This window comes from Salinisphaera sp., from assembly GCF_035690525.1.
Classification (GTDB): Bacteria; Pseudomonadota; Gammaproteobacteria; order Nevskiales; family Salinisphaeraceae; genus Salinisphaera.
This window is the reverse complement of sequence record NZ_DASSKM010000043.1, coordinates 1-17,613: the sequence shown is the minus strand read 5'-3', so window position 1 is coordinate 17,613 and position 17,613 is coordinate 1. Positions and strand designations below refer to the sequence as shown.

The 17,613-nt window shown below is 65.6% G+C and carries 18 protein-coding genes and 1 pseudogene; 10 read left to right on the top strand and 9 right to left on the bottom strand.

Going from position 1 to position 17,613, the window contains the following annotated elements; genetic code table 11:
- The first annotated feature begins 11 nt into the window (after window positions 1-11).
- Window positions 12-335 carry a chaperone modulator CbpM gene (locus tag VFJ08_RS03210; protein ID WP_324995100.1) on the top strand — a complete coding sequence of 108 codons (324 nt, stop codon included), beginning with the start codon at window positions 12-14 and terminating at the stop codon, window positions 333-335.
- Between the two features lie 36 nt (window positions 336-371).
- On the opposite strand, the gene VFJ08_RS03205 is transcribed toward VFJ08_RS03210, so the two are convergent.
- A complete protein-coding gene (locus tag VFJ08_RS03205; RefSeq protein WP_324995098.1) occupies window positions 372-1,184 on the bottom strand; it encodes a universal stress protein in 813 nt (270 codons plus the stop codon).
- A gap of 112 nt (window positions 1,185-1,296) precedes the next feature.
- The gene (dusB, locus tag VFJ08_RS03200; RefSeq protein WP_324995096.1) at window positions 1,297-2,262 is read right to left on the bottom strand and encodes a tRNA dihydrouridine synthase DusB; all 966 of its coding nucleotides are present in this window, start codon (window positions 2,260-2,262) and stop codon (window positions 1,297-1,299) included.
- A 112-nt stretch (window positions 2,263-2,374) separates the two neighbouring features.
- On the opposite strand from dusB, the gene VFJ08_RS03195 reads away from it, so the two are divergent.
- From VFJ08_RS03195 to VFJ08_RS03170, 6 genes are all read left to right on the top strand, one after another.
- The gene (locus VFJ08_RS03195; RefSeq protein WP_324995094.1) at window positions 2,375-2,932 is read left to right on the top strand and encodes a BON domain-containing protein; all 558 of its coding nucleotides are present in this window, start codon (window positions 2,375-2,377) and stop codon (window positions 2,930-2,932) included.
- Window positions 2,933-3,118: 186 nt separating this feature from the next.
- The gene (locus VFJ08_RS15840) at window positions 3,119-3,490 is read left to right on the top strand and encodes a hypothetical protein (RefSeq protein WP_324995092.1); all 372 of its coding nucleotides are present in this window, start codon (window positions 3,119-3,121) and stop codon (window positions 3,488-3,490) included.
- A gap of 68 nt (window positions 3,491-3,558) precedes the next feature.
- Entirely contained in the window at window positions 3,559-3,933 is a 375-nt protein-coding gene (locus VFJ08_RS03185; protein WP_324995091.1) for a PepSY domain-containing protein, read from the top strand.
- A 25-nt stretch (window positions 3,934-3,958) separates the two neighbouring features.
- Entirely contained in the window at window positions 3,959-4,675 is a 717-nt protein-coding gene (locus tag VFJ08_RS03180) for a response regulator transcription factor (RefSeq protein WP_324995089.1), read from the top strand.
- Window positions 4,672-6,021 (top strand): ATP-binding protein, encoded by a 1,350-nt coding sequence (locus VFJ08_RS03175; RefSeq protein ID WP_324995087.1) that lies wholly within the window; start codon window positions 4,672-4,674, stop codon window positions 6,019-6,021. The genes VFJ08_RS03180 and VFJ08_RS03175 overlap by 4 nt, the downstream gene beginning before the upstream one ends.
- Window positions 6,022-6,070: 49 nt before the next feature.
- Window positions 6,071-6,583 carry a hypothetical protein gene (locus tag VFJ08_RS03170; RefSeq protein WP_324995085.1) on the top strand — a complete coding sequence of 171 codons (513 nt, stop codon included), beginning with the start codon at window positions 6,071-6,073 and terminating at the stop codon, window positions 6,581-6,583.
- Window positions 6,584-6,612: 29 nt separating this feature from the next.
- On the opposite strand, the gene plsB is transcribed toward VFJ08_RS03170, so the two are convergent.
- Genes plsB through VFJ08_RS03145 form a run of 5 tightly spaced genes read right to left on the bottom strand, consistent with a single transcriptional unit; the run spans window position 6,613 to window position 12,520 of the window.
- Window positions 6,613-9,105 (bottom strand): glycerol-3-phosphate 1-O-acyltransferase PlsB, encoded by a 2,493-nt coding sequence (gene plsB, locus VFJ08_RS03165; RefSeq protein WP_324995083.1) that lies wholly within the window; start codon window positions 9,103-9,105, stop codon window positions 6,613-6,615.
- Window positions 9,106-9,107: 2 nt separating this feature from the next.
- Window positions 9,108-9,803 (bottom strand): hypothetical protein, encoded by a 696-nt coding sequence (locus VFJ08_RS03160; protein ID WP_324995081.1) that lies wholly within the window; start codon window positions 9,801-9,803, stop codon window positions 9,108-9,110.
- Between the two features lie 8 nt (window positions 9,804-9,811).
- Complete coding sequence (locus tag VFJ08_RS03155) at window positions 9,812-10,600, bottom strand: VacJ family lipoprotein (RefSeq protein WP_324995079.1); 789 nt, start codon at window positions 10,598-10,600, stop codon at window positions 9,812-9,814.
- A gap of 33 nt (window positions 10,601-10,633) precedes the next feature.
- Window positions 10,634-11,698, bottom strand: coding sequence for an NAD-dependent epimerase/dehydratase family protein (locus VFJ08_RS03150; RefSeq protein WP_324995078.1), 1,065 nt, complete (start codon window positions 11,696-11,698; stop codon window positions 10,634-10,636).
- Window positions 11,699-11,701: 3 nt separating this feature from the next.
- A complete protein-coding gene (locus tag VFJ08_RS03145) occupies window positions 11,702-12,520 on the bottom strand; it encodes a lysophospholipid acyltransferase family protein (protein ID WP_324995076.1) in 819 nt (272 codons plus the stop codon).
- Between the two features lie 41 nt (window positions 12,521-12,561).
- Here VFJ08_RS03145 and VFJ08_RS03140 point away from each other — a divergent pair, with 41 nt between their 5' ends.
- Window positions 12,562-13,440, top strand: a complete 879-nt coding sequence (locus tag VFJ08_RS03140) for a ParB/RepB/Spo0J family partition protein (protein WP_324995074.1) — start codon at window positions 12,562-12,564, stop codon at window positions 13,438-13,440.
- A gap of 30 nt (window positions 13,441-13,470) precedes the next feature.
- Here the strand turns inward: VFJ08_RS03140 and VFJ08_RS03135 are convergent, their stop codons facing one another.
- Window positions 13,471-14,154: a hypothetical protein gene (locus tag VFJ08_RS03135; RefSeq protein ID WP_324995072.1), complete on the bottom strand. Its 684-nt coding sequence runs from the start codon at window positions 14,152-14,154 to the stop codon at window positions 13,471-13,473.
- A gap of 58 nt (window positions 14,155-14,212) precedes the next feature.
- Here VFJ08_RS03135 and VFJ08_RS03130 point away from each other — a divergent pair, with 58 nt between their 5' ends.
- Together VFJ08_RS03130 and VFJ08_RS03125 are read left to right on the top strand one after the other, a co-directional pair.
- Window positions 14,213-14,485, top strand: a complete 273-nt coding sequence (locus VFJ08_RS03130) for an acylphosphatase (protein WP_324995071.1) — start codon at window positions 14,213-14,215, stop codon at window positions 14,483-14,485.
- A 530-nt stretch (window positions 14,486-15,015) separates the two neighbouring features.
- Entirely contained in the window at window positions 15,016-16,635 is a 1,620-nt protein-coding gene (locus VFJ08_RS03125) for a peptide chain release factor 3 (protein WP_324995069.1), read from the top strand.
- A gap of 115 nt (window positions 16,636-16,750) precedes the next feature.
- Here VFJ08_RS03125 and VFJ08_RS03120 read toward each other — a convergent pair.
- Window positions 16,751-17,613, bottom strand: a pseudogene (locus VFJ08_RS03120) (exopolyphosphatase); the annotation flags it as partial.

The window sequence follows — 17,613 nt, the reverse complement described above, 5'->3', positions numbered from 1 at the left end:
TGGGGCCTGATATGCAAGACACGCGTTACACCCTGACCTGCGAGCTCGTCGAGCACGGCGAGACGATCACCCTGGCCCAGCTCTGCCGTTCCGCCGGCGTACACGTCGAGTGGGTCACGCTGCTGGTCGAACACGGCGCGCTCGAACCGGTCGCGCCGCGCGAACGCCAGTGGCGTTTTGCGGTCGCGCATCTGCCGCGCGTGCATATCGCGCGCCGGCTGGCCCAGGATCTGGACCTGAACGCCTCGGGCATCGCCCTGGCTTTAGAATTGATGGACGAAATCCGCCAGTTGCGCGGCCGGCTGTCCGCGCACGAGGCGCCGGACGAGCGCTAAGCATCTCACCCGGCGACGTTTACAGGCTAATCCGGCTCAATGCGCCAGTAGCAGCGGCACCGGCGGCGGCGCATCGATCACATCGCGCGTCACCCCGCCCAGCACCAGTTCGCGCAGCCGCGAATGACCGTAGGCACCCATGCAAATCAAATCGGCGTCCATCTCGAGCGCCTCGGTTAGCAGCGTATCGGCGATTCCACGGGTATTTTTGTCGGCATGGCGCACTTGCGCTTCCACGCCGTGGCGGGCGAGATAAAGCGCGATATCGGCCCCGGGGTTGGCGCCCAACTGGCGCTGCGACGCGCCGTTCGAATCGATGACGAGCACGCACAGCCGTTCGGCGCCCACCATCAACGGCAGCGCGGAGGTGGCCGCCCGGGTGGCCTCACGGCTCGCGTTCCAGGCCAGCACGATGCGCCGGCCGAGCGGCCGGTCGCGATCGGCTTCGGGCACGGTGATTACCGGGCGCGAGGACACGATCGCCAGTCGCGCGGCCAAATGGCCGCCGCTCATGAGCATGGCATCGGCGTAGCGCGCGTGCAGCGCCAGCGTGTGCAGCGTTTCGCCGCGTACGAAACGCCATTCGTGGGTTTCCACGCCGTGGGCTCGGCATGCCGACTCGAACGCCGCGCGGGCGGCCTGCGTGGCCGCGTCCGTCCCGCCGGCCGCCTCGGGGTCGAGGTCGGCGATATTCGGATAGGCCAGCGGATAGTGATAGTACGGGGGCTCATAGATGAACAGCCCGGTCAGATGGGCATCGAAACGCGCGGCCAACGCGGCCGCGCGGTCTATCGCGGCGCGGTCGAGCGAAACTTCGGTTATCGCGACGATCAGGCTCTTGTAGTTCATGGCGGGTGCTCCCTGCTGATTCGGACACAGCCCAGCTCAAGCACCGGGCCTAACGCCAGAATAGCGCTGGGCGGCCGGCGAAGCCGGCCGGCTCAAATCTTAAGGCAGATCGTCACGCCGCCGCGTCGAAATAGCAATCGAGCAGACGAAGCTGACGCGCGGCGGTATCCGCGGTCATCAGATCCATATAAAGCGCGGTGTGCGGCGCACGCCGCTCGCACAGCCAGCCGATATGCTTGCGCGCCACCCGCACGCCCTGGTCCTCGCCGTAAAAATCATGCACCTGTTCGACCAGACCGAGCACGATCTCGGCCTCGTCGGCCAATGACGGCTCGTCGATGACGCCGTGCCCGGCGGCCGCGGCCGAAAGCTCACGAAACAACCACGGCCGTCGGCAGGCGGCGCGCCCGATCATCAGGCCCGCCGCGCCGGTCGTCGCGAGCACTGCGCGCGCCTTGTCCGGCGTATCCACGTCGCCGTTGGCCCAGACCGGAATCGAAACCGCGTCGACCACCGCCGCGATGGTGTCGTATTCGGCCACACCTCGATAATGCTGGTCACGGGTACGCCCGTGTACCGCAAGCGCCGCGATCCCGGCTGCCTCGGCCCGCCGCGCGATCGCCACCGCGTTGATCCGGTCGGCCGAGACGCCGGTACGCATCTTGAGCGTGACCGGAACCGGCGCGGCCGCGACCACCGTCTCCAGAATCCGTCCGACGTTGTCGATATCGGCCATCAACGCCGATCCGGCGGCCTTGCGCCAGACTTTTTTCGCCGGACAACCCATGTTGATGTCGATAATATCGGCGCCGTGGTCGGCGTTGATGCGTGCGGCCTCCGCCAAGTCGGCCGCGTCACCGCCGGCGATCTGGATGATCCTCGGCGCCGGCTCGCCGGAAAAATCCAGCCGTAACCGCGACTTGCGCGTACCCCGAAGCTCCGGGCGGGCCGTCACCATCTCCCCGACCGTCACCGAGGCCCCGAACCCGCGGCATAGGCGCCGGAACACGCGGTCGGTCACGCCGGCCATGGGCGCCAGCGCGAGCGCATTGGCAAAACGATAGTCGGCGATCTGCATGGCGCGCAGTCTAACGTCTTAACCGCTGGCGGCGACGATTTTCACCGCGGCCGGTCATCGTTCATCCGCAAGCTGTTATGTTTGACGATAACCTTCGAGCCGCACTCCGATCATGACTTTAAGCCAATCGCGTTTCATCACCGTCGTTTGTCTCCTGCTCGCTACCCTGGCCGTCGCGGGCTGCTCCGAATCGCCACAGGAAAAATACAACGACGCCATCAGCAATCTTCACGACGCCAAGAACGAGCGCCAGCAGGCGAAGGAGAAAGTGGCGGACGCGCGCGAGCAGGTTCAGGACGCGCAGAAGAAGCTCAACCAGGCGCAGGAGCAGCTGCAACAGGCGCAACAGGAAGTGAACTCGGCGATGCAGGCCGTTAACAAGACGGTCAACGACGAGGTGTTGTTCCGCACGTTGCAGAAGAAGCTGTTGAACAGCGACAAATTTTCCGAATCGGCGATTTCGGTCGGCGTGAATCATCGTGTGGTCACGCTCACCGGCACCGTACCCGACCAGCAGACACGTAAACAGGCCGCACAAGTCGTGCGCAATAGCGCCGGCGTGGCCAGCGTGAACAACCAGCTTCAGGTCACCAACGGCAACAACGACGCGTCGAACTCCGGCGGCGACCAGAACGCGAATAACGGGAACAGCAGCGGCAACGGCGGCTGACGTTCGCCGGTGCGAACCGCCGGCGCTGGCTCGCCGCGCCGGCTTCTTGCGCGGCCAGTGGGGCGTATCGTCGACGCCGGCGCGGCTGCGGCGCCGAATCCAAGTGCCGGCGGGCACTTGGACCGCTTGCTTCAGGATAAATTCAGCGCTCGGGCGGTAGGTTGCCAGTCGTAACGAGGCACGACCATGCGCAACCCCACCTGTTTTTTCGTATCCGCCGCCACGGGCGCCACGCTCGCCGTTTCGGGCTGCGCCAGCCGCCCCGATCCGCAGTTGGACCCGATTTTCAACGCCGTGCCGGGCGGACGCTACGCCTGCGCCAACGCCGGCGATGATCGTAATCCGCTGGCCCGCGGCCTGACCAGCCCGATCGGCCAGGCCGTGGTCGGGGGCGCGCTGGGCGGGTTGATCGGCAATCAGTTCGGCAGCCACGCAGGCCGCGATGTCGCGACCGGCGCCGGCGCGGCGGCCGGCGTCGCCGCCGGCGCATGGAACGCCCGCCGTATGGCCGATAACCGTTATCGCCAGTGCCTGCAGCACGAGTCGTCGCGGTACTGATGCGCGCTTTGTCCACCCGACGTCCGATCCCGCGCCTCCGGGAGCCGCGCCGGGGAGTCGGACGCGATATGGCGTGCGTACTGATGTGCGCGGTTTTCGTGATGGCCTACTCGCCGGCCGCGCTCGCGCAGCTTAGAGGATACCCGCACCCGACACAGCTCAAGCCGGAAGGGCTGCGCCACGGTGAGCTTGGTCCCGGCGCCGGTCACGGCGACCACCCGCGGCACGCGCGGCCCGGGCAGCAAAAGCGCGGCCCTAGCCACGACGATCGGAACCCCCCGGCGATCACCACACCAGAACAGGCCGCGCAGCGCGCCCGTGCGCGCTTTGGCGGGCGCGTGCTTAACGTAATACTGGAACACGGGCCGGGCGGGCCTTATTATCGGGTCAAACTTTTGAAGAACGGCCGGGTTCGCGTGGTGGATATCGACGCGCGCCGCTGATTCCGGTCGCGATAAGGTAACGCCCATGCGAGCTTTGGTGATCGAAGACGATGTCGAACTGCGCGCCCAAATCTGTGAGCGGCTGCGCTCGGAGGGTTTCGCGGTCGACGAAACCGGCGAAGGCGAGGAAGGGCTATTCTACGCCAAGGAATATCCGGTCGACATCGCGATCATCGACCTCGGCCTGCCCGGCCCGACCGGGCTGGACATCATTGCCGAGGTGCGCGAAGCGGGGCTGGATTACCCGATTCTGATCCTCACCGCGCGCACCCGCTGGCAAGACAAGGTGGAAGGCCTCGAGGCCGGCGCCGACGACTACGTGGTCAAGCCGTTCCAGCCGGAAGAGCTGTCGGCGCGTATCCAGGCCTTGGTCCGGCGCTCGCGCGGCTGGGCCCAGCCGCGGCTCGAGTCCGGCGATATCGTGCTCGACACGTCGCGCCAGGAAGTCTTCGTCGGCGAACAATCGATCGATTTGACCGCCTACGAATACCGAGTGTTGGAATACCTGATGCTGCACGCCGGTGAGGTGATCTCCAAGACCGCGCTCACCGAACACATCTACGAAGAGAACGCCGAGCGCGACTCCAACGTGATCGAGGTGTTCGTGCGGCGTCTGCGCGCCAAGCTCGATCCGGACGGCACCCGCAAGCCGATCGAGACCCTGCGCGGGCGCGGCTACCGCTTGGCGCGCGACGACCGCCCACGCGCCAACAACAACAACGACGGCAACGCCGCGCCGTGATCAATTCGCTGCGGGCGCGGCTTTTGGCCGCCACCGCGGTGCTGCTGCTGGCCTTCATCGGGCTCACCGGCGTGGCTCTGCAGACCGCCGTGCGCGAACGCGCCGAGCAGGCCGAGCACGACCGTCTGCAGGGCCTATCCTATGCCTTGCTGGGGAGCGCGGAGATCACCGACGGCGGCCAGTTCAATCTGGCATCGCGCGTGCTGCCCGAATCCGATCTGTCGCGGCCCGACTCGGGGCTGTACGCGATGGTGCTCGACGAGAAAAAGCAGATGGTCTGGCACTCGCCGTCGCTGCTCGGCAGCATCGACATGCCCGATCTGCCGGCGGTCGGCCAGTGGCGGGAGATGCGCATCACGCGTGACAACGGCAACCGGCTGCTCACGCTGTCGTTCGGTTTCCGTTGGGTCACCGCGAACGGCAAGGACTACCGCTACACCCTGGTCGTAGCCGAGAACACGGCCGCCTTCGTAAAGCAAATGCAGCGCTTCCAGAGCGTGCTCTGGACGCTGCTGTCGGCCGCCGCGCTGGTGCTGTTGATCGTCGAGCTGCTCATCCTGCGCTGGGGGCTGGCCCCGTTGCGGCGCCTGGCGCGCAATCTGGCCAATCTCGAATCCGACGACGAACGGCGCCTGGAAGGCCGCTATCCCGACGAGATTCAGCCGCTGGTCTCGAACCTCAACACCATGCTGGCCAACGACCAGGCCCGGCTCAGGCGCTATCGCAACGCGCTGGGCGATCTCGCCCACAGCCTGAAGACGCCGATGGCCATCCTGCGCGGTATCGCCGAGGACAAGCATTTGGCGGACGATCAACGCAACGCGCTACGCTCTCAGCTCGCGCGCATGAACGATATTCTCGACTATCAGCTACAAAAAGCCGCCGCCGCCGGCAAGCGCAGCCTCACGCGGCGCCTCGCCCTGGCGCCGATCGCCGAGCGCCTGGGCCGGGCGCTGACCAAGGTCTATGCCGAACATGGCACGCGCTTCGATATCCGGATCGCCAAGACGCTGCGCGTGCCGGTCGACGAGGGCGATATCACCGAACTGTTGGGCACCCTCATGGACAACGCGGCCAAGTACGGCAAGGATCGGGTGGTCGTGGACGCCACCCGCAGCGACCAGGGCGTGCTGTCGCTATGGATCGACGACAACGGCCCCGGCTTTTGCGACGCCGAGCCCCAACGCCTGCTCGAGCGCGGGGTGCGGGCCGACAGCACGCGTGAAGGCCAGGGCCTGGGGCTGGCGGTTGCAGCCGAGATCGTGCACGCCTACAACGGCAAGATCGAACTCACGACAAGCGACATGGGCGGCGGCCGCGTACGGGTGCGGATTACGGAAAGCTGATGCGCGACCGCCGATCCATTCAAGCGTAACGGCATCGAGAACGATATTCATGAGTAGCGACAAAAACACGCCTTTGGATCCCGAAGCGATCGATCCGGAATCACTGGACCGCGCTACGTACAACCGCGTGGTCGGCCCGGCGCTACAGGCGGCCGCCGAAACCGCCGCCAAGCGTGGCCACAAGCATTTGTTCGACGATATGGCGGCGATGCTGGCGCTGGTCGAGATGGTCACGCGCTTGGCCGATCTGTATCGCGCGCACGATCCGCAAGCCGCCGCGGAAAAGGCCACGCTGATCGACAACGCCGCCACCGCCGCCTGTGTGATGGTGTTTCAGGAAGCCGAACTGCCGCCCGAGGCGATCGGCCAGTGCCTGGCCGCACTGGAGACCGCCTACGAGCAGATTCAGGCGCAATCGGTGATCGAGCCGGGTAGACGCTATATCGCCATGGCCGGGTCCCACCTGGACGACCAGGAACGCGAGGATGCGCGCCACTGCCTGATTCAGGCCAGCGAACACATCATCGCCGCGATCGAAGCCTGGCGCGGCGAGTCCCATTGATGGCCGCGCGACTTCGACTGGCCGCCGCATCAACCCAGTGTCCGGCCCGGCGCGGCGTCCTCGAGCCGCGGCATCGAGGTCAGATGGGCGATGCTCTGGCGGATATCCGGGCCCAGCAGGCGCAGCGCGTGCTCGGCCAAATGCCGCAATGACTCGTCGATATGCAACCGGCTGCCTTCCTGGCGCAGCAAGCCGGCCTTGACCAGCGTCTGCAGGTGGTTGCGAAACAGCCGCGCATCGAAAAATTCGGGGCTGTTGCGGCCGGTCAGCAACGCCATGCGCTCGGCCATGAGCTGGCACTGACGCTCGAACCGGCCGCGCTCGACCACGCCCGCCTCCAGATTGTGGCTGAGCAGCGTGGCCGTCATGGCGTAGCGCTCCAGCGATTCGCGCATAATGCGCGCCAAGCTCATGAGCGCGGCGAAGGCCCGGCTGCCCGCCACCGGGCGGCGCAGCGCGCCTTTTTCGGTGCGCGACAACAGGCCGCATTCGATCATGCCTTGCACGGCATCGACGAGCGCGTCGCGGCACTCCTTTGCCGGCCAGCGCAGAAACAGCTCCGAGGCCAGCAGCGGATAGAGCTGGGCGGCGTCGTCGAGCAGCGCCTTTTCGTTGCGCTGCTCGAAATGAGCGAAGAAGTTCGCGATCAGCGATGGCAGCGCGAACAAGTGCATGACGTTGTTGCGCGTGTAGGTCAAAAGCACGGCCTGGCGCGAATCCACGGTCAGGATGTCGCCCCAGGCGTGGGGCGCGCGGATCAACCGCATCAGCGGCTCGGCCTCGGCCAGCAGGGCCTCGCCGTCGGGCTCGGGCGCGCTGGCATCCCGGGAATACGGACAGGCGCGCGCGAGTTTCGCCAACAGCGCCAGGCTGTGCACCATCTCGTCCTCGGCCACCGATTTCTGCGGCGAGCCGAGCAGGATCAGGCAGGCCAGACCGGTGGCGTTGAGCGTGGCCGTGGCATTGATGCCGCGCATGACTGCGTCGGCGAGCGTCGCGGTGAACTCCTGCAACCATTTCGGCCGCGAATCGACCGCCAGTTCGGCGACTCGCGTGCGCCAGCCGGGCAGATGCGTATCGGCGAAGTTCTGCAGTCCGATCGGCTCGCCGAAGGAAACGAATACCCGGCCGTATTTGCGCTTCAGGGCCCGGGTCGAGCCGCGCACGAGATCGCCCATGGTCTCGCCCTTCTTCACCCGGGCGCCGCGCAACTCGTCGAAGTAGCCCTTGACCTCCATCACCCGGTCATAGCCGATATAGACCGGAACCACCGCGACCGGCGCATTACCGCTCGAGGCGAGCGCGCTGGCGACGGTCATCTGCAGCATGCCGGTTTTGGGCGCCAGCAGCCGCCCGGTGCGGCTGCGCCCGCCTTCCGGGTAGAACTTCATGGGCCGGCCGTGCGCCAACAGGGATTCGACATAAGCCCGAAAGACCGCGGCGTAAAGGCGATCGCCCTTGAAACTGCGCCGCAGATAAAAAGCGCCGCAACGGCGCAGCAGGCCGCCGACAGGCCAGAAATTCAGATTCACGCCGGCCGCGATCTGCGGCAGCGCCAGCCCTTCCTGGTAGAGGATGTAGGACAGCAGCAGGTAATCCATATGCGAGCGATGGCTCGGCAAATAGATCACCTCGCGGTTGTCGTGGGCGGCTTCGCGCAGGCGCGGCAGGTGTTTGACATCGATACCGTCGTAGATGCGGTGCCACAGCCAGGTCAGCACACGCAGCATGAAACCGATGGCGATATTCGAATAATCGGCCGCGATCTCGTCGGCGTAGTCGCGCGCCCGCACCCGGATCGCGGCCACGTTTCGCCGTTCGCGGCGCGCGGTCTCGGTGACTTCGGCGACGACCCCGGAATCGGCCATCAGCGCATCGATGAGTTGGGCCCGGCGCGACACGCCCGGCCCCAGCGTGGCCGCGCGCTGGCGCCGGAAATGCACGCGCAGCACCCGCACCAGCTTGCGCACCAGCACGCCGGGCGTGGCCGACTCGTCGATCATGTCGCGATAATCGATAGGCCGGCCGAAATGGACCAGCGTGTTACGCCCGTTGGCCGCCACGATCAGCAACTTGCGCAACCGGCTGGAACGCTCCGAGTCGGCGAATAGAATCCGGAAAATCGAGGTTTCCTGAACTGGATTACGGCCCCAGAACACCGATACCGGCACCAGCTGCACATCGAACGAATGATCATGCAGGCTGCGGGCGACAATGCGCTGCAACTCGGAGCGCTGGCGCGAGCGCCCGACCGGCACCGCCAGCACCCCGGCCCGCTTTACCGTCGGCGGCCGGTTGCCGACCGGATACGGCCGCGGCAGGCCGCGGGCGTCGCAGATTACTTCCAGCGCGAGCCAGTCGAGCAGGCTGGCCGCCGGCAGCACGTAACAGACCGGCTTGCCGAAATCGAGCGCAAGCTCTTCGATATCCGACGGCGAAACGTGGCTGCGGACCCAGGCGCGCAACGGCCAGCGTACGAGCGACAGGAATATCAGCAGAATGCGTGGCATGAAGCGGCGCATGATCAACCGCGTGCGACGAAATAGCGCACGGCGGCCCGGATACGCGCGCCGAGGCCGCGGGCGGCTCGAGCGAACCCGGTGTCGGGATCGCGCCGTGCATAGTCGGCCGGGCTGGCCAAGTGACGGGCATGGCGTACGCGCAGTTTCGCCAACGCGCTGCGATCGGCCGCCGCGAATTGATCGAAGATCCAGTTCCAGGGCAGATTCCAGGCTCGGCCGCGGCGTACGCGGGCGACGAAATCCACCAGATAGGGCCGATCCTGATCGTCCACCAGAATATTGCCGCCGCCGCGCAGATCGGCGTGCGCCACGCCGCGCTCGTGCATGGCCGTGATCAAGGCTTCGAGCCGTTCATAGGCGATATCGCGCGGCGTAGCCTGGGACCAGGGCGTGGCCGGGCAATGCTCGATGAGCAACCCCCGGGCGTCGACGCGCCGATATAGCCGTGGCACCCCGGCCAGACCGGCCAGCGCGGTGAGCGCGCTGGCTTCGCGCCGGAGCAGCACCGGCGCGATCAGGCGGTTGAACCAGCCCGTGATCCGGCCGTAATCCTTGAGCACCGCGCGCACGCTGCCGTGCTCGACGAGGGCCACATCCGGCTCGGTCGCGCCGCCGGTCTTGTAGTAGTGCGTCGCGCACGCGTGCAATTCGTCGCGCCGCATCCGCATGAGCGCGTTCATGTCCGTATTTTCGGACATGGGTCCGGCTAGTCGCCGTCGTCCGAGTCGGTCGCGGGAACCGGAAAATCGTTCAGACCCGGCGTGCGCTTCAACCGAGCCGGTACGTCGCCGTCATACACCGACTTCTGGCGACTCTCTAAATAATAGCTGCGCACGAAAGCATACGGGTCGAACTGCTGCTTGAGCGTCGAATCGAAGCCCAGCAGGCTCGCCCGCAGATTCAGCCCCTCGACCCCGCGCAGCGCATAGGGCACCCAGGGATAATCTTCATTGACCGCGTCGAATTCATCGACGTAGTTGATCGGATTGACGAACTGGTCGCCAACGCTGCCGATCAGGTCACGCCCGTCGGACGGCCCGAGCAGCGGCAAATAGATATACACACCCGGGCCGATGCCCCAGTAACCCAGGGTCTGGCCGAAATCCTCGTCGGGATTCGGCACGTTGAGTTTGCTGGCGATATCGAACAGGCCACCGATACCGAACGAAGTGTTGATTATGAAGCGGCCGAGCGACTGGTTGAACTTGCCCCATTTCAGCTGCAGCAGGCTGTTGAGCATCGTCACCGGTTGGCCGGCATTGTCGAAGAAATTGCTTATGCTGGCCTGGACCCGGTCGGGTACGACCTTGTCGTAGCCCTGGGCGGCCGGGCGCACCACGTACTGATCGGCCTTGTCGTTGAGCTTGTAGTTGAAGCGGTTGACCGGCTCCAGCGGATCCCACGGATTCGAGGGCGGGCTATGCGCACAACCAGCGAGAACCGACACGGCCAACAAACTGGCCAGAGCGAAATGAAAGCGCGACATCGTAAGCATGAAAACTCAACCTCGGAACGGGGCGGCCCGGCGCTACTTCAAGGCGCGGTAGTGGGCGAACAACTCCGATAGCGAATACTGCGGCGTGAAATTGTAAGTACGCGAGAACAGGCTGCCATCGATGATGACCGAATACTTGAAAAAATCGATCAGATACTCGGGCGGTGCCCAGCGTCCCAGCGCGCGCACTGCGCGTCGCGCGAGCACCGGGGGCACCGAAGGCAGAAAAAGACGGCGGCATCCCGCCAACTGCAGCGCATCCTGATAGGTCACGTAATCGTCAGGAGCAACATTATATACGCCGGGGTGGTTCTGCTCGAATGCCGCGACCACCGCGGCCGACATATCGGCGACGTCGATGAACTGCATCAACGGCGAGAACCCGAACAGGCAAGGGGCCACCGGCTGGGCCAGCATACGGCTGATCTCGTTCTTGATGCCCGGCCCGGCGATATTGCACGGCCGCAGCACCACGATATTGAGCTCGGGGTGCTTGTACAGGTGGATGTTGAACAGGTTCTCCAGTTCGACCGCATCTACGATCTCGGGCATGAGATTGGCCGCCCGCATCGGATATTCCTCGTCGATCAGACTCGGATTACGCGCATCGGCGCCGTAGACGTGAAAGGTCGACAGCGCCAGCACCTTCTCGACGCCGTACTTGCGTGCCAGCCGCAGCAGACGCGACGTGCCGACCACGTTGGCCGAATAGCGCCGCCCGCGGGTCGACTGCGTGAAGCGAACGCGTCCGAGATGGGCAATGCCGACGAAATCGTGCTCGCGAAATACATCCTCGAACGGGCGCTGATTGAAATCGACCACATAGTCGACCGTATCGGGATACTCGTCCTGCACACCCCGGAACTCGACCCCGACCACTTCGAAGTCGCGCTCGGTCAGATCGGCGATTACATGCTGGGCCAGCGCGCCCGCCGCTCCGGTGATCATGATCTTGCCGCGGCGGCCGTGCCCCATGCCGAGCCTGGACGCATGGGCCCTGGGCGCGCCCACCGGGCCGCGCCGCGTTGGCGTCTTGCGCGAACCGACGCCGGCGGGCCGGCCCGTGGGTTTCCGGGGGTTATCGTCACGCTTGGCCATGGTCTAGAAGACACTCTTGCGCTGGGCGATGCCGATATCAATCAAATCACGGATGGCATCCTTGACCTCCTCCACGCGCCATTTCACGTCGCGCTCGTTCGCCAAGTCGTTGGGAAAAAGCATCGGCCGGCCGAAATTCAGGACCACCCGGGCCGGCAGCGGCACCAGCGGCGAAACCGGAAAATACGGCATGCCGAGCATACGGGCCAGCGGCCGGATATTGGCCAGCGAGGGCATGGTCTCTTCACAGCCGACCACGCCCAGCGGCACGATCGGCGTATTGTGCTCCATCGCCAGATGCATGAAACCGTGGCCGAAACGCTGCAACTGATAACGCAGCCGGTACGGCTTGCCCGAACCGCGCACGCCCTCGGGGAAGACCACGATCGCCTCTTCCCGATCCAGCATCTTGGCGCAGTTCTTGGGGTCGCCGATCACCCCGCCGACCGAGCTCATCCAGTTACCGAGAAACGGTATCGAGGGAAACCAGCGCTCGATCATCGAACGCGGCAGGCGCGCGCCCTCGCCCTTGTTGGCCACGGCGAACGAGACCAGCACCCCGTCCATCGGCAGCTGCCCGCTGTGATTGCCCACGATCAGCAGGCGGCCGCCGGCGGCGATGTTGTCCAGCCCGTGCGCGACCACGCGGAAATAGTTCTCGTACAGCCAGCGCACCGCCATGAAAGTGATCTTGGCGGTATCGGGATTCAGCCCCCACGGGTCGTAGCCAAGCGAACCGATATTGCCCATCGGCAGCCGGTCCACGATCGACTCGACCTCGCGCGATACGGTGCGCGGCTTGAGAAACTGCCGGATCCGCATACCACTCCTCGCCCGCGGCTCGCAGGTCTGACGGGTTTACAATGGCCCTGTTCATCGAGCTTAGCACGCGGATCGCACCGGCCTTGAGCACCGATACCGATAATTTCTCTCGCCGCGCCGAAGCGCGCGTGGCGCAACTTCCGATCGAATCGATCAACCGCGATCCGCATCAGGCGCGCACGCGCTTCGACCCGGCCGGGCTGGCCGAACTGGCGGATTCTATTCGGGAATCCGGCGTGATCCAGCCGGTCGTGGTGGCCGGCGACGCCAAAACGGGCTACCGCCTGCTGGCCGGCGAGCGCCGCTGGCGCGCCGCCCAGCGCGCCGGGCTGACCGAACTGCCGGCGATCGTACGCAACGATCTGGACCCCGAGCAGGCACGGGTACTGGGCCTGATCGAGAACCTGCAGCGCGAATCGCTCGGCGTGATGGACACCGCCCACGGCCTGGCCCGACTGGGCGACGGGCACGGGCTGACTCACGAAGCAATCGCCACCCGCATCGGCAAGTCACGCGCCTATGTGAGCAACTTTCTGCGCCTGCGCCAACTCGCGGCCCCGGTGCAGGAGCTGTTGGACGAGGGCCGGCTGTCGATCGGCCACGGTAAGATCCTGGCCGGCCTCGATGCCGGCGACCAGATCCGCCTGGCCCGACGCGCCGCGGCCGAGCGCGTCAACGTGCGGCGACTGGAACAGTGGGTGCGCGAAAACACCCGCGGGCGCAGGCCGAGCGCGGACCGCGCGCCGGCGCCCGAGCTCGCCGATCTGGAACAGCGCCTGGCCGAACATGTCGGCAACACCGTACGCATTCAGTACGACCCGGCCCGCCGCCGCGGCGAACTACGGATCGTCTTTCACGACCTGGATGAATTCGAGGGTCTGCTGGCGCGCCTGGGCTACACGCACGACGCCGGCGGCTGAGACCGCTGCGCGCCGCCGACGACCGCCCGCTTAGGTGGTGTCGGTACCGTTGCCGGCGGCCGGCTCGACGACTTCGGCAATGCTCAGATTGAGACTGAAACGCCCGTTTTCGTCGTCGCCGCGCGACCCGGCCGAATCGTTCTGATCGAACTGGACCATGGCCAGCCGCGCCATACCGCCGCGCGCGCCGCCCGCGGGCCCGGACCAGACGCCGATACGCGGGCCGCCCGGCGAGGCTTGCGGCAGCCGGTCGCCGTAGACCGCGCGTAACGGCTCGGGCATCAGCGCGGCCGCGCCGGCATCCAGCGGTGCGGTACTGATCTGCATATCGATCCAGCTCTGGCGGCGCTGCTCGGCGAGCCGCACGCGCGCCGCCCGCGGCAGACGCTCGACGGCCCGGCGCGCCAGCGAAGCGGCGGCCTTGCGCCCGTGGCGCGCCAAAGGGTTGGCGCGGGTCGCGTCGTCGCGCGACAGTGCGCCACGATCGGCGGCCGCGGCCGGCATCCGGAAGCAGCTATCGATATGGCCGCGCAGCCGTACCGCCTCGCCCATGCCGCGCGGCCGGCTCGACAGCGCCACCGTGGCCGTCGCCCAGGCCGGGCCGCCGTACGGATTGGGCAGGGTCAGGCGCAGACTGGCTTCCCGGGCTCGGGCGCGATCGATCGCCGCGACGGCGCCCAGCCGCGCCGCCCGGCGCTTGATGGTTTGCCACATGCACGCGTCTCCGAACATGTACAATACGTGGCCTTCGAGTATACGCCCGTGACGCAGCATGTCCGAAACACGTTATTTCCGTGTCCGCGGCCGGGTTCAAGGCGTGGGTTTTCGCGCCGCGACCAGCGATGCCGCCCGCAAATTGTCGCTCGACGGCTGGGTGAAGAACCGCGGCGATGGCGATGTCGAACTCGTCGCCCGTGGCGAACCCGCCGATCTCGATGCCCTGCGCGACTGGCTACACGACGGCCCCGGCATGGCCCGGGTTAGCGAAGTGTCCGAACGCCCGTTGGACGAAACCGACCTACCCTCGCCGTTCACGGCGATCTAATACCAACCGCTATAATGATGTAACGATAGCCGATAAGAAAAAGAGCAAGTCCGCAAATAAACGCAATGTACGCAAAATAAAGAAAATTCGTTTTCATTTGCGTTTTTTTCGCGTTCATTCGCGGACTGTTTTCGTCTTCCTTTTGTATTCTTATTTTTGCAGGTTGGTATAACACGCGCTGAACGCCGTCGCGCCGCGCGAGGATATATGGCGGATAAAAAAGAGGCCCGGATCGGGAGGGCATCCGGTCCGGGCCAGCCTGTCGGTGCCGCCAGGGGGCGGGCGACACCGTCTTACACAGCCGCTCGACTCGGGTAGGATGCGGCTGTGCTGGCAGAGTCGGTGAAGGGGGAACACCGTTTCTGCTCGGCAACGGCGTTGCGCCGTTACCGTTGATACAACTATAGTCGCGTATCCAGAGCGCGGCTAATTAAATTTATTTTACCGTAGCATAGAGTTGTACTATACAACTATTATTGCGAGTCGACTCAGCGACATACGAACGTTCGGTCGTCCGAACGGAGCGAAAAATGAACCAGCCCGCCACCGCCCATACAAGCCAGACCGCGCAGGAGGCAGCGCTCAGACGTACCTTTGCGATCATCTCACATCCGGACGCGGGCAAGACCACGCTCACCGAAAAACTGCTGCTGTTCGGCGGCGCGATCCAGCTCGCCGGCACCGTCAAGGGCCGCAAGGCCTCGCGCCACGCCACTTCCGATTGGATGGCGATGGAGCAGTCGCGCGGCATCTCGGTGACCACATCCGTGATGCAGTTCCCCTATAACGAACGCATCGTCAATCTGCTGGACACGCCGGGCCACGAGGACTTCTCGGAAGATACCTATCGCACGCTAACCGCGGTCGACTCGGCGCTGATGGTGATCGACATCGCCCGCGGCGTGGAGCCGCGCACGATCAAGCTGATGGAGGTGTGCCGACTGCGCACCACGCCGATCTTCACCTTCATCAACAAGATGGATCGCGACGGCCGGCCGCCGCTGGAAGTCCTCGACGAGATCGAGGACGTGCTGGGCATCGTCTGCGCGCCCATCACCTGGCCGATCGGCATGGGCCGGGCATTCAAGGGCGTCTATCACCTGCTGGACGACAAAATCTATCTCTATGAGGGCAGCGACAACGAGGCGGGCGGCCGCAGCGTCACCATCGACGGGCTGGCCGATCCGCGTTTGCAGGAGATCGCCGGCGACTACTACGACGAACTGCTCGAGGAAATCGAACTGGTCCGCGAGGCCGGCGACGGCTTCGACCTGGGCATGTATCTCGCGGGCGAGATCACGCCGGTGTTCTTCGGCTCGGCGGTCAACAACTTCGGCATCCGGCCGCTGCTCGACGCGTTCGTCGAATGGGCGCCGGCCCCGCGGCCGCGCGAGACCACCGCGCGCGAAGTCACGCCGGTGGAGGAGCCGTTGTCGGGCTTCGTGTTCAAGATCCAGGCCAACATGGACCCACAGCATCGCGACCGTATCGCCTTCATGCGTATCTGCTCGGGCCACTACAAGAAAGGCATGAAAATGCGGCATCTGCGCGCCGGCAAGGACATCCGCGTGAACGACGCCATCACCTTCATGGCCAATCGCCGCGAGGCGGCCGAAACCGCTTGGCCGGGCGACATCATCGGCATCCACAACCACGGCACGATCGCCATCGGCGATTGTTTTTCCGAAGGCGAGGATCTGGCGTTCACCGGCATTCCCAACTTCGCGCCCGAACTGTTCCAGCGGGTGGTGCTGCGCGACCCGCTCAAGGCCAAGGCGCTGCACAAGGGGCTCGATCAGCTATGCGAAGAAGGCGCGACCCAGGTGTTCCGCCCGCTGCACAACAACGACGTAATCCTCGGCGCGGTCGGCACGCTGCAGTTCGACGTGGTGGCCGAGCGTCTCAAGACCGAGTACAACGTCAACGCCGGCTTTGAGAGCGTGGAAGTTCATACCGCGCGCTGGATCTACGGCGACGCCCGCGAAATCGAGCGCTTTCGCGACCGCATGGACACCGGTGTGGCCGCAGACCACTCCGGCGCGCTCGTGTATCTGGCGCCCTCGCGCGTCAAGCTACAGCTCACCGAGGAGCGCTGGCCCGACATCACCTTCGCCGCCGTGCGCGAGTTCAATACCGGCGTGCGTGCGTAAAAAGCGCTTTTTTTGGAATTCGGCGTATGTTTCTAAAAACCTTAACCGCAGATAGACGCAGATGAACGCAGATCGTTTTCGAGGCTGACGACAGAAAAGTTATTGCCATTGCGACCTATTTGGTCGCGGACGTGTCGGGCGTTTCCACCAGTGCGAGGATGAGCCCGGCCTTGGCCAGGCGCTCGCCCTCGTGTTTCAGATCGGCATGCGTAAGCGGGCGGTCGGCCAACCAACCGGCCGCGACCGCCACGCGCAGCGTCTTGTCGCCATAGGTCAGCGTGACCGGTGGGCGCTTGGCGGGGTCGCGCCCGCGATGCAGGATCACCGCGATCCGCAGCGCCAGCACGATATCCCGGGTCCGCGCCTGCCAGACCGACGGCAACGCGTCGATCATTTCCGTGCGCAAACGGCCGCGATGCAGGCGCACGACGGTGGCCAACAGGTGCTGATCGGCCTGCGAAAAGCCGCGGATGTCGGCATTGTTCAACAGATACTCGCCGTGCTTGTGATAAGCACGATGCGCCACCACAAGGCCGATCTCGTGCAGCATCGCGGCCCAACGCAACACCCGCCCGGCCTCGGCTACGCCGTTATCGTTATCCGCCGCCTCGCCGGCGTGGCCCGAGCGCCACAGCCGCGCCGCGGTCTCGGCCACGCGCTTGCCGTGCTCGCGATCGATCGCGAAGCGGTGCGCGGCATCATCCACCCCGCCATCGCGTGAATCGTGCGCGGACAGCCGCCCGAGCAGGTCCCTGATCACACCTTCGCGCAGCGCCTTGTCCGATACCCGCAAGGCTTCGATGCCAAGGCTTTCGAATACGCCCGTGAGCACGGCCAGACCGCCGGCGAAGATTGCGCGACGATCGCCCGATACGCCGTCGGGCGCAAGCCGGTCCACCGAGCCGGCCTTGCACAGGCGCCGGCCGAGCCGGGCCAGCGCATCCGACGTAATACGATCGCCCGGGCCATCGGCGTCGG